Source organism: Burkholderia sp. SR8, from assembly GCF_052851275.1.
Map to the genome: position 1 here is coordinate 88296 of NZ_JAULUC010000023.1, position 16406 is coordinate 104701.

Annotated in this window: 22 protein-coding genes; 10 read left to right on the top strand and 12 right to left on the bottom strand. The window is 69.5% G+C overall.

What is annotated here, in order from left to right; genetic code table 11:
- Positions 1 to 147 precede the first annotated feature (147 nt).
- A complete protein-coding gene (locus Q3A80_RS24880) occupies positions 148 to 597 on the top strand; it encodes a response regulator (RefSeq protein WP_446331524.1) in 450 nt (149 codons plus the stop codon).
- A 62-nt stretch (positions 598 to 659) separates the two neighbouring features.
- Here Q3A80_RS24880 and Q3A80_RS24885 read toward each other — a convergent pair whose 3' ends face one another.
- Together Q3A80_RS24885 and Q3A80_RS24890 are read right to left on the bottom strand one after the other, a co-directional pair.
- The gene (locus tag Q3A80_RS24885; RefSeq protein WP_446331525.1) at positions 660 to 1865 is read right to left on the bottom strand and encodes an MFS transporter; all 1206 of its coding nucleotides are present in this window, start codon (positions 1863 to 1865) and stop codon (positions 660 to 662) included.
- A 46-nt stretch (positions 1866 to 1911) separates the two neighbouring features.
- Positions 1912 to 2172, bottom strand: coding sequence for a DUF4148 domain-containing protein (locus Q3A80_RS24890; RefSeq protein WP_446331526.1), 261 nt, complete (start codon positions 2170 to 2172; stop codon positions 1912 to 1914).
- Between the two features lie 222 nt (positions 2173 to 2394).
- Here Q3A80_RS24890 and Q3A80_RS24895 point away from each other — a divergent pair, with 222 nt between their 5' ends.
- The 3 genes from Q3A80_RS24895 to dctA all read left to right on the top strand — a co-directional run bounded on the left by Q3A80_RS24895 (position 2395) and on the right by dctA (position 5761).
- Positions 2395 to 3288 carry a LysR family transcriptional regulator gene (locus tag Q3A80_RS24895; RefSeq protein WP_446331527.1) on the top strand — a complete coding sequence of 298 codons (894 nt, stop codon included), beginning with the start codon at positions 2395 to 2397 and terminating at the stop codon, positions 3286 to 3288.
- Between the two features lie 129 nt (positions 3289 to 3417).
- Positions 3418 to 4350, top strand: coding sequence for a LysR family transcriptional regulator (locus Q3A80_RS24900; RefSeq protein WP_446331528.1), 933 nt, complete (start codon positions 3418 to 3420; stop codon positions 4348 to 4350).
- A 76-nt stretch (positions 4351 to 4426) separates the two neighbouring features.
- The gene (gene dctA, locus Q3A80_RS24905; RefSeq protein WP_446331529.1) at positions 4427 to 5761 is read left to right on the top strand and encodes a C4-dicarboxylate transporter DctA; all 1335 of its coding nucleotides are present in this window, start codon (positions 4427 to 4429) and stop codon (positions 5759 to 5761) included.
- Positions 5762 to 5785: 24 nt separating this feature from the next.
- On the opposite strand, the gene Q3A80_RS24910 is transcribed toward dctA, so the two are convergent.
- The 7 genes from Q3A80_RS24910 to Q3A80_RS24940 form a co-directional block, all read right to left on the bottom strand.
- Complete coding sequence (locus tag Q3A80_RS24910) at positions 5786 to 6568, bottom strand: substrate-binding domain-containing protein (RefSeq protein WP_446331553.1); 783 nt, start codon at positions 6566 to 6568, stop codon at positions 5786 to 5788.
- 57 nt (positions 6569 to 6625) lie between these two features.
- A complete protein-coding gene (gene tcuC / locus Q3A80_RS24915; RefSeq protein WP_446331530.1) occupies positions 6626 to 7921 on the bottom strand; it encodes a tricarballylate/proton symporter TcuC in 1296 nt (431 codons plus the stop codon).
- Between the two features lie 247 nt (positions 7922 to 8168).
- A complete protein-coding gene (locus tag Q3A80_RS24920; protein ID WP_446331531.1) occupies positions 8169 to 9359 on the bottom strand; it encodes an arabinose transporter in 1191 nt (396 codons plus the stop codon).
- A gap of 11 nt (positions 9360 to 9370) precedes the next feature.
- Complete coding sequence (locus Q3A80_RS24925) at positions 9371 to 9598, bottom strand: tautomerase family protein (RefSeq protein ID WP_446331532.1); 228 nt, start codon at positions 9596 to 9598, stop codon at positions 9371 to 9373.
- A gap of 64 nt (positions 9599 to 9662) precedes the next feature.
- Positions 9663 to 10400 carry an SDR family oxidoreductase gene (locus Q3A80_RS24930; protein ID WP_446331533.1) on the bottom strand — a complete coding sequence of 246 codons (738 nt, stop codon included), beginning with the start codon at positions 10398 to 10400 and terminating at the stop codon, positions 9663 to 9665.
- 27 nt (positions 10401 to 10427) lie between these two features.
- The gene (locus Q3A80_RS24935) at positions 10428 to 11222 is read right to left on the bottom strand and encodes a carboxymuconolactone decarboxylase family protein (RefSeq protein ID WP_446331534.1); all 795 of its coding nucleotides are present in this window, start codon (positions 11220 to 11222) and stop codon (positions 10428 to 10430) included.
- Positions 11219 to 11698 carry a (R)-mandelonitrile lyase gene (locus tag Q3A80_RS24940; RefSeq protein ID WP_446331535.1) on the bottom strand — a complete coding sequence of 160 codons (480 nt, stop codon included), beginning with the start codon at positions 11696 to 11698 and terminating at the stop codon, positions 11219 to 11221. The genes Q3A80_RS24935 and Q3A80_RS24940 overlap by 4 nt, the downstream gene beginning before the upstream one ends.
- Before the next feature lie 128 nt (positions 11699 to 11826).
- Here Q3A80_RS24940 and Q3A80_RS24945 point away from each other — a divergent pair, with 128 nt between their 5' ends.
- Positions 11827 to 12729, top strand: coding sequence for a LysR family transcriptional regulator (locus tag Q3A80_RS24945; RefSeq protein WP_446331536.1), 903 nt, complete (start codon positions 11827 to 11829; stop codon positions 12727 to 12729).
- Between the two features lie 98 nt (positions 12730 to 12827).
- On the opposite strand, the gene Q3A80_RS24950 is transcribed toward Q3A80_RS24945, so the two are convergent.
- The 3 genes from Q3A80_RS24950 to Q3A80_RS24960 all read right to left on the bottom strand — a co-directional run bounded on the left by Q3A80_RS24950 (position 12828) and on the right by Q3A80_RS24960 (position 14179).
- Positions 12828 to 13310 (bottom strand): PRC-barrel domain-containing protein, encoded by a 483-nt coding sequence (locus tag Q3A80_RS24950; protein WP_446331537.1) that lies wholly within the window; start codon positions 13308 to 13310, stop codon positions 12828 to 12830.
- An 88-nt stretch (positions 13311 to 13398) separates the two neighbouring features.
- Complete coding sequence (locus Q3A80_RS24955; protein ID WP_038570437.1) at positions 13399 to 13830, bottom strand: CBS domain-containing protein; 432 nt, start codon at positions 13828 to 13830, stop codon at positions 13399 to 13401.
- Positions 13831 to 13924: 94 nt separating this feature from the next.
- Positions 13925 to 14179: a hypothetical protein gene (locus tag Q3A80_RS24960; RefSeq protein ID WP_446331538.1), complete on the bottom strand. Its 255-nt coding sequence runs from the start codon at positions 14177 to 14179 to the stop codon at positions 13925 to 13927.
- Positions 14180 to 14334: 155 nt separating this feature from the next.
- Between Q3A80_RS24960 and Q3A80_RS24965 the strand changes: the two genes are divergently transcribed.
- The 5 genes from Q3A80_RS24965 (at position 14335) to Q3A80_RS24985 (ending at position 16346) form a co-directional block, all read left to right on the top strand.
- Positions 14335 to 14637 carry a hypothetical protein gene (locus Q3A80_RS24965; protein WP_446331539.1) on the top strand — a complete coding sequence of 101 codons (303 nt, stop codon included), beginning with the start codon at positions 14335 to 14337 and terminating at the stop codon, positions 14635 to 14637.
- Positions 14638 to 14847: 210 nt separating this feature from the next.
- A complete protein-coding gene (locus Q3A80_RS24970) occupies positions 14848 to 15099 on the top strand; it encodes a hypothetical protein (RefSeq protein WP_446331540.1) in 252 nt (83 codons plus the stop codon).
- Entirely contained in the window at positions 15096 to 15407 is a 312-nt protein-coding gene (locus tag Q3A80_RS24975; protein WP_446331541.1) for a hypothetical protein, read from the top strand. The genes Q3A80_RS24970 and Q3A80_RS24975 overlap by 4 nt, the downstream gene beginning before the upstream one ends.
- A gap of 49 nt (positions 15408 to 15456) precedes the next feature.
- The gene (locus tag Q3A80_RS24980) at positions 15457 to 15768 is read left to right on the top strand and encodes a hypothetical protein (protein WP_446331542.1); all 312 of its coding nucleotides are present in this window, start codon (positions 15457 to 15459) and stop codon (positions 15766 to 15768) included.
- A 68-nt stretch (positions 15769 to 15836) separates the two neighbouring features.
- A complete protein-coding gene (locus Q3A80_RS24985) occupies positions 15837 to 16346 on the top strand; it encodes a ferritin-like domain-containing protein (protein WP_446331543.1) in 510 nt (169 codons plus the stop codon).
- Positions 16347 to 16406: the final 60 nt, after the last annotated feature.

A 16406-nucleotide genomic window follows, 5' to 3' on the forward strand; every position in this document is an offset into this window, starting at 1 on the left:
CCCGGCGGGCCGGAACATCTGCGGTGCACGCATCGACGGCTCCCATATCGCGATATCGCTCACATGCAGCAACCGGCATGCCGGATGCAGTCAATATGGGCGCGCAGTTTGCGTCGGGGCCGCATCCATTTCACCAGGAGAAACACGATGCATACCGACCCCGGCGACGATCCGGCCGCCGACGACGTGTTGCTGTGGCGCGCACCCGATAGCGTGCCGCTACGGCCGCGCCGCGTGCTGGTTGTCGACGACTATCGCGATGCGGCCGACGCGTTGCAGCTGCTGCTGCAGGCGCGCGGCTTCGAATGCCGCGTCGCCGACGACCCGTTCGTCGTCTGCGATCTCGCGCGCGACTGGCAGCCGTTCGCGATCGTGCTCGACATCGCCATGTCGGGCCTCGACGGACTGCAGCTCGCGACGCGGCTGCGCAGCGATCCGCGCACCGGCGACATGCTGCTCATCGCGTGCAGCGCGTTCGCGTCGCAGCGCGATCGCGAGCGTGCGCGCGAAGCAGGCTTCGACGCGCATTGCGCGAAGCCGCTGACGCCGCACCGGCTGCTGCGTTATCTGGAATCGGCTTGCGGCGGCGCGCGATGATGCGCGCCGCACGGGCATTACACGACGCTTGTAAAACGGTGCCGCGCGGTGTGACGCCGCGCTCAACCGTGCGACGCGGGCCGCGTGGCCGCGCGTCCGGCCACGAACGCGAGCGCGGCGGCGCACACGAGCAGCGCCGCGCTCATCGCGAACGTGGCGCGGTAGCCGTGCAGGTCGTACAGCAGGCCGCCCGTCGTCGCGCCCAGTGCGATCGCGAGCTGCACGACCGCGACCATCAGCCCGCCGCCGCTCTCGGCGTCGTGCGGCAGCGTGCGCGCGAGCCACGTCCACCAGCCGACGGGTGCCGCCGTGCCGGTCAGTCCCCACAGCGCGAGCAGCGCCGTGGTCGCCGCGACGGATGCGCCGCACCACACGAGCGCGACCGCGATCGCGGCCATCAGCAGCGGCGTGACGACCAGCGTCCGGTAGAGCCCGTTCTTCAGGAACGCGCCGATCAGCACGGTGCCGGCGAGCCCGGCCACGCCGATCGCGAGCAGCATCAGCGACAGCGCGGTCGTGCCGACCTGCGTGACCGTCTCGAGGAACGGCCGCAGGTACGTGAACAGCGCGAACTGTCCCATGAAGAACACGCTGACGGCCGCCATCCCGAGTGCGACCGGCGCGTGCGCGAGCAGCTTCAGCGCGTTGCGGGTCGCCGCGTGCGGCACGGCTTTCATCGACGGCAGGCTCACGAGTTTCCAGCCGAATGCGATCGCGGCGACCGGCACCACGCAGAAGAACGCCCAGCGCCAGCCGACGATGCCGCCGAGAAAGCTGCCGAGCGGCGCGGCCACGACCGTCGCGAGCGCGTTGCCGCCGTTGACGATCGCGAGCGCGCGCGGCACCTGGTTGTCGGGCACGAGCCGCATCGCCGTCGCGGCCGACATCGACCAGAAGCCGCCGATCGCGACGCCGATCAGCGCGCGTCCCGCGATGAAGGCCGCGTAGTTCGGCGCGAACGCGACCACCGTGCCGGAAGCGATCATCAGCAGCGTCAGCGCGAGCAGCAGCCGCTTGCGGTCGCGCCGCCCGGCCAGCGACGCGATCACGAGGCTCGTCACCAGCGCGAATGCGCCGGACACGGAAATGGCCTGCCCGGCCTGGCCTTCGCTGATGCGCAGGTCGCCGGCGATCGGCGTCAGCAGGCTGACCGGCATGAATTCGGACGCGACGAGCGCGAACGCGCCGAGCGCCATCGCGAGGACGGCACCCCAGGCGGCGGTGTGAACGGGCGCGGGCCCGCGACGGGAAGGAGCAGCAGCGTGCATCGTTGAATCGGATGGGTGCGGGTGGGTGGCGACGGCGGCGCGTGCGTCAGTCGCAGCGCGCGGCAACCGTGCCGCGGTCGGCGAGATGCGTGCGGCGGTCGCCGTCGTGCGCGGCGGTCACGCGTACCGACGCGGCTTGCAGGTCCTCGACCCACGTGCGCGGATTGGCGCGCGCAGGATTGAAGCCGGCGGCTTCGTAGCGGACCATGTCGTCGCGGACCTGCTCGCGCGTGAGGCCTTGTGCATGGGCGAACAACGGCGTGGAGAGGGCGGCGGCGACGGCGAACAGGCGAACAACGGATTTCATCGGGTGGGCTCCAGAAAGCATGCGTGGGCGATTCCCGACACCGGCCACGGGCGCGCGGGAACCTGAAGGCTTCGCAGTCTATCGGTGTGCAGCCGATCGATTAAGTAGTGCGGCACGCTTGGACTGATAAGCTGGAGTGATGAATCGGCACGGCGTCGCGCGGGGCGGTACGCGCCGCCGCCGATGCTACGATGAGCGTCCGTTTCGACTGGAGCCGCCGACATGCCGCGCGAAAACCTCAACGATCTGCTGGTGTTTATCGCGGTGGCGCGTGAGCGCAGCTTCACGCGTGCGGCGGCGCGGCTCGGCGTGTCGCAGTCGGCGCTGAGCCAGACCGTGCGCGATCTCGAAGCGCGGCTCGGCGTGCGGCTGCTGACGCGCACGACGCGCAGCGTGTCGACGACCGAAGCCGGCGAGGAACTGTTCCAGGCGGTCGCGCCGCGCATCGACGAGATCGAGATGAAGCTCGCGGCGGTGTCCGACTTCCGCGACAAGCCGGCCGGCGTCGTGCGGATCACGGCCACCGAGCATCCGATCGACACGATCATCTGGCCGAAGCTCAGGCAGGTGCTGCCGGCTTACCCGGACATCCGCGTCGAGCTGTCGGTCGACTACGGGCTGTCGAACATCGTCGAGGAGCGCTACGACATCGGCGTGCGCTACGGCGACCAGGTCGCGAAGGACATGATCGCGGTGCGCATCAGCCCGGACATCCGGATGGCGATGGTCGCGTCGCCCGCGTATCTCGACGGCCGCAAGCCGCCGAAGACGCCGCAGGACCTGCTCGATCACGACTGCGTGACGCTGCGGCTCGCGACCGCGAAGGGCATCTATGCGTGGGAACTGAAGAAAGGCAGGAACGCGATCCAGGCACGCGTGAACGGCCGCATCACCTGCAATACGCAGCCGCATCTGCTGCAGGCGGCGCTCGACGGATTCGGGATCGCGTTCGTCACCGAGGACATCGTGCTGGAACACGTGCGCCGCGGCCGGCTACGGATCGTGATGCCCGACTGGTGCCCGGTGTTTCCCGGCTATCACGCGTATTACCCGAGCCGCCGCCAGGCGTCGCGCGCGTTCTCGATCGTGATCGACGCGTTGCGGCATCGGGCTTAGCGGCGTGTGGTGCCCGGCGCCCGGTGCCCGGTGCCCGGCGCCCGGCGCCCGCGCCCGTATCTTCCCGGCTGGGTCCGCCGCGTCGAATCATGCACAATACCGGCCATCTGACATGCGGAGACGGGGCCCGTGGGAATCAACTTCGATTTGACCGACTTGCAGGCGTTTCGCGCGGTGGTGGAGCTCGGCAGCTTCCGCAAGGCCGCCGAGTCGATCAGCATCTCGCAGCCCGCGTTGAGTCGCCGGATCGACAAGCTCGAGGAAGCGCTCGGCGTGCGCCTGTTCGAGCGCACGACGCGCAGCGTCACGCTGACCACCGTCGGCCGCGTGTTCGCGCCGAGCGCGGAGCAGCTGCTCGACGATCTCGACGTCGCGCTGCTCGGCATCCGCGACGTGTCGTCGAGCCGCCTCGGCCATGTGACGATCGCGTGCGTGCCGTCGGTCGCGTATTACTTCCTGCCGAACGTGATCGCGAGCTATCACCGCCGCTTTCCGCGCATCCGCGTGAAGCTGCTCGATGCGGGCGCGAACGAGGTGCTGAGCGCCGTGATCAGCGGCGAGGCCGATTTCGGCGTGAGCTTCATGGGCAGCCAGGAGCCCGAGATCGACTTCAGGCTGCTGCTGCAGGAACGGTTCGTCGCCGCGTGCCGGCGCGATCATCCGCTCGCGCGCAAGAAGCGCGTGACGTGGGACGAACTTTACGCGTACGAGTACGTGTCGGTGGACAAGACGTCCGGCAACCGCCTGCTGCTCGACCAGGCGCTGACGGCCGTCGCGCCGCGCACGCCGAGCGTGTGCGAGACGCGCCACGTGACGACGATGCTCGGGCTCGTCGAAGCGGGCCTCGGCGTCGCCGCGGTGCCGTCGATGGCGATGCCCGGCCACGACCATCCGCTGCTGACGAGCGTGCCGCTCGTCGAGCCGGTGGTCAAGCGCCGCGTGGGCATCGTGAAGCGGCGCGGGCGCACGCTGACGCCGGCCGCGGAAGCGTTCCACCAGGCGATCGTCGACGCGAAGCGCGGCGCCGCCGCCACCGCCGCCACCCGCGCCGCAGCGAAATGACGCACGCGACGAACCCGACGATGACGAGCCGCACGCGCACTCGGATCGGAACCCGCACCTCGCGGACGGCCGCATCGTGACGCTCGCAAGACCGCTGCGTTCGCTGTACGTGCAGGTGCTGCTCGCGATGGCGCTCGGCGTGAGCGTCGGCCACTTCTGGCCGTCCATCGGCGCGATGCTGAAGCCGCTCGGCGATGCGTTCGTCGGCCTCGTGCGGATGATGATCGCGCCGGTCGTGTTCTGCACGATCGTCTCCGGCATCACGTCGCTCGCGAACGGAAAAGCGATCGGGCGCACGATCGTCCGCGCGCTGGTGCTGTTCTATCTGCTGACCGCCGCCGCGCTCGCGTTCGGGCTCGCCGCCGCGTTCGTGCTGCGGCCCGGCGCCGGCATGCACGTCGACGTGCGCCATCTCGATGCGAGCCTGCTCGCGCAATATGTGCGGCATGCGCAGCCGCACGGGTTCGTCGAATTCGCGCTGAGCGTGATCCCGGACACGATGCTCGGCGCGTTCCAGAAGGGCGAGGTGCTGCCGGTGCTGCTGCTGTCGCTGCTGTTCGGGTTTTCGCTGAACGCGTATCCGCAGGCCGGCCGGCCCGTGCTCGCGCTGATCGACGGCGTCGCGCAGGTCGTCTTTCGTGTGCTCGCGATGATCATGCGGCTCGCGCCGCTCGGCGCGTTCGGCGCGATGGCGTTCACCGTGGGCCGCTTCGGCATCGGCTCGGTCGGCTCGCTCGCGCGGCTGATCGCGTCGTTCTACGTCGCGTGCGTGCTGTTCGTCGCGCTGGTGCTGGCGCCGCTCGCGCGCGTGCACGGCTTCGCGCTGTGGCGGCTGTTGCGCTACATCCGCGAGGAACTGCTGATCGTGCTCGCGACGTCGTCCACGGAGCCGGTGCTGCCGCGGCTGATCGTCAAGCTCGAGGCGCTCGGCTGCGACAAGGGCGTCGTCGGCCTCGTGCTGCCGGCCGGCTATTCGTTCAACCTGGACGGCACCGCGATCTATCTGACGCTCGCCGCATTGTTCATCGCGCAGGCGTGCGACGCGCCGCTGTCCGGGCCGCAGATCGCGGCGATGCTCGCCGTGATGCTGCTGACGTCGAAGGGGGCGGCCGGCGTGTCGGGCAGCGGGCTCGTCGCGCTCGTCGCGACGCTCGCGGTGATGCCCGACCTGCCGGTGGCCGGTGTCGCGCTGCTGGTCGGCATCGACCGCTTCATGTCCGAGGCGCGCGCGCTGACGAGCGTGATCAGCAATGCGTGCGCGGTGATCTTCGTGTCGTCGTGGGAAGGGGCATGCGATCGTGCGCAGCTCGCACGCGTGCTGAGCGGGAGCGGGCCTGCGTGCCCGAACGGCGCAGGCGATGCGGGGGCCGATGGCACGGCCGATAGCGGGCGCGACGGGAACGCGGCCTGACGCACGCGTTCCCGTCGTGGGCGCTCAATGGGCGGCGACGGAGTCGAGCCCGGTCGACTTCACTTCCGGCTGCACGTCCGGCGACGCGAGATAGTCGAGCAGCGCCTTCGCTTCGGCCGGATGCTGCGCGCCGACGGGGATGCCGGCCGCGAAGCGCGTGACGGACTGCAGCGCTTCGGGAATCTTGCCGACGTACGTCGCGCCCTTCACGGGCAGCAGTTCGCTCACCTGCTGGAAGCCGATTTCGTAGTCGCCGTTCGCGACGACCGATGCCACCGGAATGCGCGGAATCATCGTCGCCTTCGACTTCACCTGATCCTCGATGCCGAGCTTCCTGAACAACTCGCGCTCGATGTAGACGCCGCTCGCGCTGTCCGAGTATGCGATCGACTTCGCATGCAGCAGCGCGTCCTTGAGGCCGTCGGCCGTGCTGATGTCGGGTTTGGCCGCGCCTTCGCGCACGACCATGCCGATCCGCGAATCGGCCAGCTCGACGCGCGAGCCGGGAATCACCTTGCCTTGCCTGATCAGTTCATCGAGCGCGTAGCCGACCATGATCACCGCGTCTGCCGGTTCGCCGCGCGCGAGCCGGTTCGGAATCGCTTCGGGCGATTTGCCCATCGACGGGCCGAGCGCGGTGTCGAGCGTGTTGCCCGACTGCGCCGCGTAGCGCGGGCCGAGCAGCTTGTACGCGGCGGTGAAACCGCCCGAGCTCATCACGTGCAGCTCGGCGGCGTGGACGTTCGCGGCGACGGCGGAGGTGGCGACGAGCGCGGTCGCGCACAGTTTCAGCAGCAGGCTTTTCATTGTCATGGTCGTGGTCGTGCGGAATCGGAGTAGTGGGCCGGGATCGTGCGCGATGCGTCAGTGCGCGGGCGTCAGCGTCGCCGGGTGGCGGCGATAGAGCGCGAACGTCGCGAGCAGCGCGCACACCGCGGCGAGGCTCATCCAGTAGCCCGGTGCGGCCTTGTCGCCGGTCATGTGGATCAGCGCGGTCGAGATCGCGGGCGTGAAGCCGCCGAACACGGCCGTCGCGAGGCTGTACGCGAGCGAGAACCCGGCGACGCGCACTTCCACCGGCATCACTTCCGTCAGCGCGACGATCATCGCGCCGTTGTAGATCCCGTACATGAACGACAGCCACAGCAGCACGAGCAGCATGTTGACGAACGACGGCGCGTGCGCGAGCAGCGACAGCGCCGGGTAGGCGGTCGCGATCGCGAGCACCGTCATCCCGACGAGCAGCGGCCGGCGGCCGATCCGGTCGGACAGTGCGCCGCCAATCGGCAGCCACACGAAGTTCGACACGCCGACGCACAGCGTCACGAGCAGGCTGTCGGCGGTGCTCAGATGCAGCACGGTCTTGCCGAAGGTCGGCGCGTAGACCGTGATCAGGTAGAAGCTCGTCGTGGTCATCGCGACCAGCATCATGCCGGCGACCACGACGCCCCAGTTCCGCGCCAGCGTGCCGAACACTTCCTTCATGCCCGGGCGATGCCGGCGCGCCTTGAACTCCTGCGTTTCCTCGAGGTTGCGACGCAGCATGAAGATGAACGGCACGATCATGCAGCCGACGAAGAACGGCACGCGCCAGCCCCATGCAGCGATCGACGCGGCGCTGAGCCAATGGTTGAGCGCGAAGCCGAGGCCGGCCGCGATCACGATCGCGACCTGCTGGCTCGCCGACTGCCAGCTCGTGAAGAAGCCCTTGCGGCCGGGCGTGGCCATTTCGGCGAGATAGACCGACACGCCGCCGAGCTCCGCGCCGGCCGAGAAGCCCTGCAGCAGACGCCCGACCAGCACGAGCACGGGCGCGAGCAGGCCGATCGTCGCATGGCCGGGGACGAACGCGATCAGGATCGTGCCGCTCGCCATGATGGCCAGCGTGACGATCAGGCCCTTGCGGCGGCCGACGTCGTCGATGTACGCGCCCAGCACGATCGCGCCGAGCGGCCGCATCAGGAAGCCGGCGCCGAACACGGCGAACGTCATCATCAGCGACGCGAACTCGCTCGCGGCGGGGAAGAACACGGCCGAGATCTGCGTTGCGTAGAAGCCGAACAGGAAGAAGTCGAACTGCTCGAGGAAGTTGCCGGCCGTCACGCGGAATACCGCGGCGGCCTTCGAACGTCCGGTCGGAAGGCTGGGCGAGGGGTGCATCAGGGTGTCTCCAGGAAATCGGGAAATGCGCGGGGAGCCGTCGTTTGTCGTTTCGGCAATGTTCGCCCGGAGACGGAGAAACGATAAGTGCGATTTTTGGATCGATTGATGTTGTTTGGTTATCAATCAAGCAGGTAGGCAAGCAAGCAGGCGAGCCGGCAGGCGGTGCGGCGCGCGGCTTTCGGTGGCGGCGAGGGGCCGGCCGCCTGCCGCCGCGCGGAATCGCTTGATGACCACCGCCGCCGCGCTACGCCCGCTTCACGTACAGCAGCCGGCCGGCGACCCCGGCGGTGCACGCGGCGACCGCTGCCGCGGCGGTGAATATCGCGCCGAGCCCGGCATGGCCGCCGACCCAGCCGAGCGCCGGGCTGCCGACCGCCATCGCGACGTCGAGAAACGCGGTGTAGAACCCCATCGCCAGGCCGCGGTTCGCGGCCGGCGTGCCGCTCACGGCTTCGACGCCGAGGCCCGGATAGACGAGCGAATAGCCGAAGCCCGACAGCGCGGCGCCGGCCGATGCCACGCGCGACGTGCCGGCGACGCCCATCAGGATCAGCCCGGCCACCTGGATGACGACGAATGCGAGCGCGGTCCTCGCGCCGCCGAACCGGTCGGGCAGATGGCCGGCTACCGTGCGCGCGAGCATCAGCGCGAGGCCGAATGCGGTGAACGCCAGCCACACCGGATGCCAGTGCCGGTCGGTGTAGAACAGCGAACCGAACGCGAGGATCGCGCAGTAACCGATGCTCGCGAACGCGGCGCCGACGCCGGGCAGCCAGACGGCGCGCATCACGGCCCACGGCGACGAACGGGCGGCGTGCGGATGCGGTGCCACGGCCGGCACGCGGACCAGATACAGCAGAACGGCAAGCGGCAGCAGCATCGTGACCAGTGCGATGGCGATGAAGCCGCCGCGCGCATAAAGCATCGTGCCGGCAGGGCCGCCGAGCGCCATCGACGCGAACATGGCCGTGCCGACCCATGCGATGACCTTGCCCGCGTGCCGGTCGTCGACGCGCGCGAGTCCCCACGCGACCGCGCCGGTGATGATGAAGCTCTCCGCCGCGCCGAGCATCGCGCGTCCGACGATCAGGATCGACACGGACAGCACCGGGCTCGCGACGAACGCCAGCGACAGCAGATACAGCAGCCCGGCCGCGACCGCGCCGACGAGCCCTGCGACGACAGCCTGTTTCGGGCCATGACGGTCGCAGCACGCGCCCGCCCAGAGCCGCGACAGCAGCGCCGCACCGAACTGCGCGCCCGCGACGAGCCCGACGACGAACGTGTCGAAGCCGAGGCCGTCGCGCACGTGCAGCGGCAGCACCGGCAGCGCGACACCGATGATCGCGAAGCCGGCGAGCACGGCCGCGATGACGGGCATCAGCGCGCGCAGCACGGCGTCTTCCCGCGCGACGGGCGAATACGAACGTGACATGGCAGTGCGTCCTACATCCGGTAGCCGGGCTTCTTCAACAGGATGTCCGGACGACCCTGTATGTCGGGGACGTACACGTCGTCCTTCCACCGGCTGGCGTCGATTTCCTCGAATGCGACCGATACCGACTCGCGCCCGTATCCGAGGATCGACATCACGTCGCGCGTGATCGCCTCCGCCAGTTTCCGCTTCTGTTCGTCGGTCTTTCCGGGCCATGCCTTGACGATCACATGCGGCATCGCGTCGATCTCCACGGGTTTGGTGCGGGCCGGGGCGGCCCGGCAGCGGCAGGTTGTTGCATCATCAATACGCCTGGCTCGTCGGCCGGAACAGCACCTCGTTGATGTCGACGTCTTCCGGCTGGCTGATCGCGAACTCGACCACGCGCGCGAACGCAGTCGGCGCGATGGCCTTTTCATAGGTCTTCGCCATGCCGGCGGCGACGTCCGGGTCCGTGATCGTGCTGGTGAGCTCCGTCGCGACGGCGCCCGGCGACACGATCGTCGTGCGGATGTTCCAAGGCTTGACCTCCTGGCGCAGCCCTTCCGAGATCGCGCGCACGGCCCATTTGGTGCCGGCGTACACCGCGCCGCCGGGGCCGACCTTGTGGCCGGCAACGGACGACACGTTGATGATGTGCCCGGCCATCTGCTTCTGCATCTGCGGCAGCACGGCCGCGATGCCGTACAGCACGCCCTTGACGTTGACGTCGATCATGCGATCCCATTCGTCGATCTTCAGCTTGTCGAGCATCGAGCTCGGCATCAGGCCGGCATTGTTGAGCAGCACGTCGACGCGGCCGTGGAGCGCGACCGCGCGGTCGACGAGCGACTGCACCTGCGCACGGTCGGTCACGTCCGTTTTCTGGATCGCGGCGGGGTCCAGGCGAAGCGCGTGCGCGAGCGCCTCCAGCCGCTCGATGCGGCGCGCGCCGAGCACGACGCGCGCGCCGGCTTGCGCGAGATGGCGGGCCGTTTCCTCGCCCAGGCCGCTGCTGGCGCCCGTGATGACCACGACCTTGTTTTGGATACCTGATGACATGATTCGATTCCTCCGGGTTGGATGCGGCTACTTCAGGCCGCGCTCGTCGAACACCGCGCGCACGACCGGCACGGCCGAGAAGGCGTTCGGCCAGCCCGCGTAGTACGCGAGCTGGTTCACGACCTCGCCGGCTTGTTCGCGCGTCAGCCCGTTGTCCATCGCCTTGTTCAGATGGAACGGGATCTGCGCGACCTGGCCGTTGGCGATCAGCGCGCTGACCGTCACGAGGCTGCGGTCGCGCGGCGCGAGGCCGGGGCGCAGCCACAGGTTCTTGAACAGCACGTCGCTCGTGTCGCGCACGAGGCCCGGCGATGCCGGCCCCGCACTGGCGGCGACACGTGCGGCGCGGTCGGCTTCCGCATGCTCGTCGAGCGGCAGCAGCTCGACCGACGCGCGCGGAAGCCGGTCCTGCGCGATATGGCGCGCGGCAAACAGCCGGCCGGCGATGGCGGTCGCGCCAATCGCGTTCCCCCAGCCGGCGTAGAAGGCCAGATGCGTGATGATTTCCGACAGTTCGGCGGGCGTCACGCCGTGGTCCAGCGCGAGCGCGAACTGCTCGGACATCAGCACGCCCTGGTTGCGCGCGATCACCGCCGCGACGGTGACGATGCTGCGCTCGCGCGCGGACAGGCCGGGCCGCTTCCACAGGTCGTTCGCGAGCGTGTCCGTCGCGTAGCGGTCGAGCGCGGGCGATACCGAGCGGACGTCCGCTTCCGACAGCGTGCCGCGTTGCGAGCCGGGCGCCGCCGGCGTGTCGGCCGCGCCGAGTGAAAGGGCCAGCGCGATGGCTGCCGTGGTCGTTGCCGTTGCGGTTGCGTTCATTTCGCTTCCTCGTTGCGATATTGGCCGTCCGACACGGGCTCGAGCCAGTCGACGTTCCTGCCATCCAGCACGTACGTGAGTGCGACGTGGCTCATCGATGTCGTGTCCGTCGCGCCGTGCCAGTGCCTGACGCCGGCCGGAATCCACACGACGTCGCCGGACTCGATCACGCGACGCTTGCCGCCGTCCTGCTGAATCCAGCCCATGCCGGCCGTCACGATCAGCAACTGGCCCGCCGGGTGGGTGTGCCAGGCCGTGCGTGCGCTCGGCGCAAAGTCGACCAGCCCGACGCTGGCACGCGTCGCATCGTTCGGCGCGAGCAGCGGCCGGACGCCGGCGTCGCCGGTGAAGTTGCGCGGCTGGCCCGCCGTGACCGGCACTTCCGAGCCATGGCGGATTTCGATGCCGCTGTCGGCAGCGACGGGCGCTGCCGTCATGCCGGCCGCCGTGGCGACGGCCGCGAGTACGTGTTTCATGGTGACCTCCGATGACTGCCGGCCGCAGCCCGATCGGACGGCGGCCAGCGCACCCGGTCAATGTAAAGGCGCGGGCAATGAGAAACTAGCTGCTAGAATCAGATTGGACCGATAAGAGGAGCTTCTTAATGGCCGGTGACAACCTGAACGACCTGTCGGCCTTCCTGATCGTCGCGCAGGAGCGGAATTTCACGCGCGCCGGCAAGCGGCTCGGCGTGTCGCAGTCGGCGTTGAGCCAGACGGTGCGCGCGCTCGAAGCGCGGCTCGGGCTGCGGCTGCTGACCCGCACGACGCGCAGCGTCGTGCCGACCGAAGCGGGCGAGCGCCTGATGGCGTCGATCGGTCCGCGCATCGACGAAATCCAGCGCGAACTCGCGCAGCTCAGCGAACTGCGCGACAAGCCGTCCGGCGTGATCCGCCTCACCGCCACCGAGTACGCGGCCGAAGCGGTGCTGTGGCCGGCCATCGCGCGACTGGTCGACGACTATCCGGACATCAAGGTCGAGGTGCAGGTCGACTACGGCCTGACCGACATCGTGAAGGATCGCTTCGATGCCGGCGTGCGGCCGGGCGAAACCATCGCGAAGGACATGATCGCGGTGCGGATCGGGCCGCCGATGCGGATGGCCGTTGCCGGATCGCCGGCGTATTTCTCGACCCGCAAGCCGCCGCGCACGCCGCAGGCGCTCACCGAGCACAGCTGCATCAACCTGCGCCTGTCCAGCCACGGCGGGCTCTATGCGTGGGAGTTCGAAAAACGCGGGCGCAAACTGAACGTCAGGGTCGACGGCCAGCTCGTGTTCAACAGCAGCACGCTGATTCTGCGGGCTGCGCTCGCCGGGCGCGGGCTCGCGTATCTGACCGAGGGGCAACTGGAGCCGTTCCTCGCCGACGGCCGGCTGGTGCGCGTGCTGGAAGACTGGTGCGAACCGTTTTCCGGCTACCACCTGTATTACCCGAGCCGCCGTCAGCCGACCCCTGCGTTCGCGCTGCTGGTCGACGCGCTGCGCTATCCGCCGCCGCGGCGCTGACGCGTGCCGCATGCCTTCCGGTCGAAAAAAAGCCCCGCATTCCGCGGGGCTCGTCGGCTACGACAACGCCGGCAAATCGTGAGCGATGAGTCGAACGATCAGTGAGGGCCGCGCGTGCGCGGATCGTTCAGGTCCTCGGTCGGATCGGTCAGCCCGAGCTCGTCGCCCGCGCTCCAGTACGGCGTGCTGCCGTAATACTCGTGCAGCGGCGCGGCCCATTGCGGGTCGGCCATCGCCGGCCAGTGATCCTTGTCGAAGCCCGGCGCATTGCGGATGCGCTCGGACGATACCGACAGCAGGAAACACTTGCGTTCGGTATCGAGCGTGAGCGCGCTCCACGGGATCGCGAGCAACTTGTCGCCGATGCCGAGCAGGCCGCCGCTCGACAGCACGGCATACGCGACGCGACCCGAACGCACGTCGAGCATGATGTCCTTGATCTTGCCGACATCGTCGCCATCGGTCGTATAGACCTTGTTGCCTTCCAGCGTGTCGGCCGCCATCACGTCCGGGCCGGGACCGGCTGCGGTCGCGGCGCCCTTGCCGACGATGCGGGTCTGTCCTTGATCGGGAGTCTGCATGGTTGTCCTCCTGGCTGCGTGAGGCGCGACCGTGCCCTGGGGGCCCTGGGGGTCGCGCGGGTTGTCGGGCGGAGCGAGGATCGCCCCGTCACGTCTGCTTCGGTTGCGACACGCCCTCGAGCGTGTTCGCGACGTCGTCGCGCGCGGGGCCGGCCGTGCGCGTCGCGATATCCGCGAGCGACAGCATGCCGACCAGGCGCTTGTCGTGATCGACGACGGGCAGGCGGCGCAATTGCGCGTCGGCCATGTAGTGCTGGATCTCTTCCAGCGAATCGTCCTCGAAACACCATTCGATCGGGCCCGATGCGACTTCGTGAACCCGCGTTTCCGGCGGCTTGCCGGCCGAGATCGCGCGCACCGCGATGTCGCGGTCCGTGACCATGCCGATCAACCGGTTGTTGTCGCACACGGGCAGCGCGCCGATGTCGTAGCGCTCCATCAGCTGCGCCGCATGACGGATCGAATCGGTCGGCGCGATGCGCACGACGTCCTGCGACATGATTTCGTTGACGCGATGCATGTAGTCCTCCTTGCGGGTTGAATGCAGGGCCGTCCGGTTCAGCAAGCGGCGTGCCGCTGGCGCGCCGTCCCGGCACGAGCCGGGCCGCCATCCTTCATTCGTCGCGGCGCTTCGCCGGGTCTTCCCACGGCCCGCCGTCGTGCGTGCCCGGCGGCGTGTCGGGCTCGATGCGCGTGACGCCGCCGGTCGCCGGCGGGTCGCTCGCCGGAAACGTGTCCTCGAGCTGCTTGTCGATATGACGCTCCGAATGGCGCGTCTTCGTCTGGTCCTGGTCCTTCAGCGGCGGCGTCGGGTCCGGGTGCCGCTCGTGCGCCGGCGCGTCGCGGCCGGACCGGGTCGAATCCTTCATGGCAGGGCTCCGTGTCGGTGACATCACGCGTTCACTGCCGCAACGAGCGTGCCCGCAGTGCGCGGCGGCACGCGACTTGCCGCGTGCGCCTGTGATGGACACCACACGGCGCGGCGTCATGCGCGCGCGGCCACCAACACGAAGCGGGAGGCACGATGACGATTCCGAAACGACAACCAGGAGTGCGCTATGAGGTCAACGTCTGCGGCGGCGGGTTCGAATCGGTGAAGAACCATTTCAGCGCATGGAAACAGGAGCCGCTGATCTATCGACCCGATCGCCGGATGTTCGAAGGCAAGGCGGACGTGCGGCCGCTCGACGAGACGTTCGGCGCGACCGAGCCGGCGCGCTTCGCGCTGCAGCGCGCATGCGAGCCGGCCGATCCGTACGCGCTTGCCGCTCGCGTGCGCGACGACGGCCGCGAGCTGTGGCTCGTGATGGCCGCGTACGAAGCGTGATGCGATGCAGTTGAAAGAATTGCAGCGTGCGGTGTAGCGAATGCATGGCGCGTCGCGCTGCGCGATGCATCTGCGTACGTCGCCGCGCGCAAACGCGACGGGCAACGCGGCACATGCATTGCGGCCATCCAGGCGCGAAGCAGAGGACGGCGCGCCCGCGGCGCTGCCGGTCCGATTGCCGCGAGTACAACGCAACGACGGTCGAATGCCATGAACCGAGACCCCGCCCGATCGCTGCACCGGCCCGAGCCGCCGGTGCCCGACGTCGACCCCGACCCCGACGTGCCCGTGCCGGCCGACGTGCCGCCCGGCGTGCCCGAGCCGTTTCACGATCCGGAGGGCGACCCGCCTGTCCATCCGCCGCCGGAGCGCGAGCCGCCGGCGCGTCAACCGCCGATCCATGCCGTGCCGACGGGCGTGCCGCCCGTCGCGTTCACCCGCTTCAAGGAGGGCCTGCGATGAGCATCCGCGTGAAACCCGGCCTGCTGCGCGACGTGGCCGAGACGCTCGGCCGCCACTTCGAGGCGCGCGCGATGCCGTTTCATGCCGAGGAGCAGCCGGCCGGCGCGCTGCACTTCGGCTTTCGCGTCGACGGGCACCCGGCGTCGCTGACCGTGACGTTCGACGCCGACGCGTTCGCGGCGCTCGAACGCGCCGATATCGGCCGGCAGCGCGGCGCTCTCACGCGCGTGGCCGCCGAGTTCGACACGATGATGGCGCGCCGTGCGCCGACCGCGTATGCGGGCGATTTCCATTTCAACCGGCTGTGAGCCGTGCCGGACGGCCGGCTCGTTGCCGCCGACTCCACGGAGGATTCCGATGAAACCGATCCAGACGATACGCGTGGGCGCGTGTGCGTTCGCGGCCGCGTGCGCGCTGGCCGCGTGCACGCAACCGCAGGGCCCCTACGGTACGCGCGGTGCGCCGCCACCGCCGCCGGACGGCACCGGCGCGTCGCCGACCACGACGATGCCGGACGCGAACACGCGCTACGACACGCGTCCGTCGCCGCACACCACGATGCCGGCCGGCGCGGCCGGCGGCGAGGCAGCCGATGCGCCGCCGCCGCAATCGAACGGCGCGCAGGGCGACAAGCCGTTGCCGGGCACGCCGCCGCCGATGCAGTACTGATCTGATGCAACGCCGCCGTCACGATGCGGGCCCCGCCGCATCGTGACGGCAGGAGCCCGAGGCACGCGATGGCGAACCCGCATGTCCATCTGGAGGACTGGCTGCGCGACGCGTATGCGATGGAGCGCCAGGCCGAGGCGCTGCTCGACGCGCAGGCGCAACGCGTCGCGCACTACCCGGCGCTGCAGGATCGCTTGCGCGTGCATCTCGACGCTACGCGGCGTCAGCAGGCGCTCGTCGACGCGTGCCTGCAGCGGCTCGGCACGGCGCCGTCCGCGATCAAGGATCTCGCGGCACGGATCGCCGGATACGGGCAGGTCGCGGGCGAGATGATGGCGAGCGACGAAGCGGTGAAGGGCGCGATGGCGGTCTACGCGTTCGAGCAGGTCGAGATCGCCGCCTATACCGTGCTGGTCGCGGCGGCCCGCGCGGCCGGCGAGGAAGAGATCCGCGCGTGCTGCGAACGGATCCTGAAGGAGGAACACGACATGGCGGCGTGGCTGCTGCGTCATCTGCCGGCGCTGACCACCGCGTTTCTCGACCGCTCGGCGGTCGATCGCAGCGACGCGAAGCGGTGAGTCGGCGGTTGCATCGATGCGTCACGGCGCATGAAGCGACGTTGGCGCGCGCAACGGCGG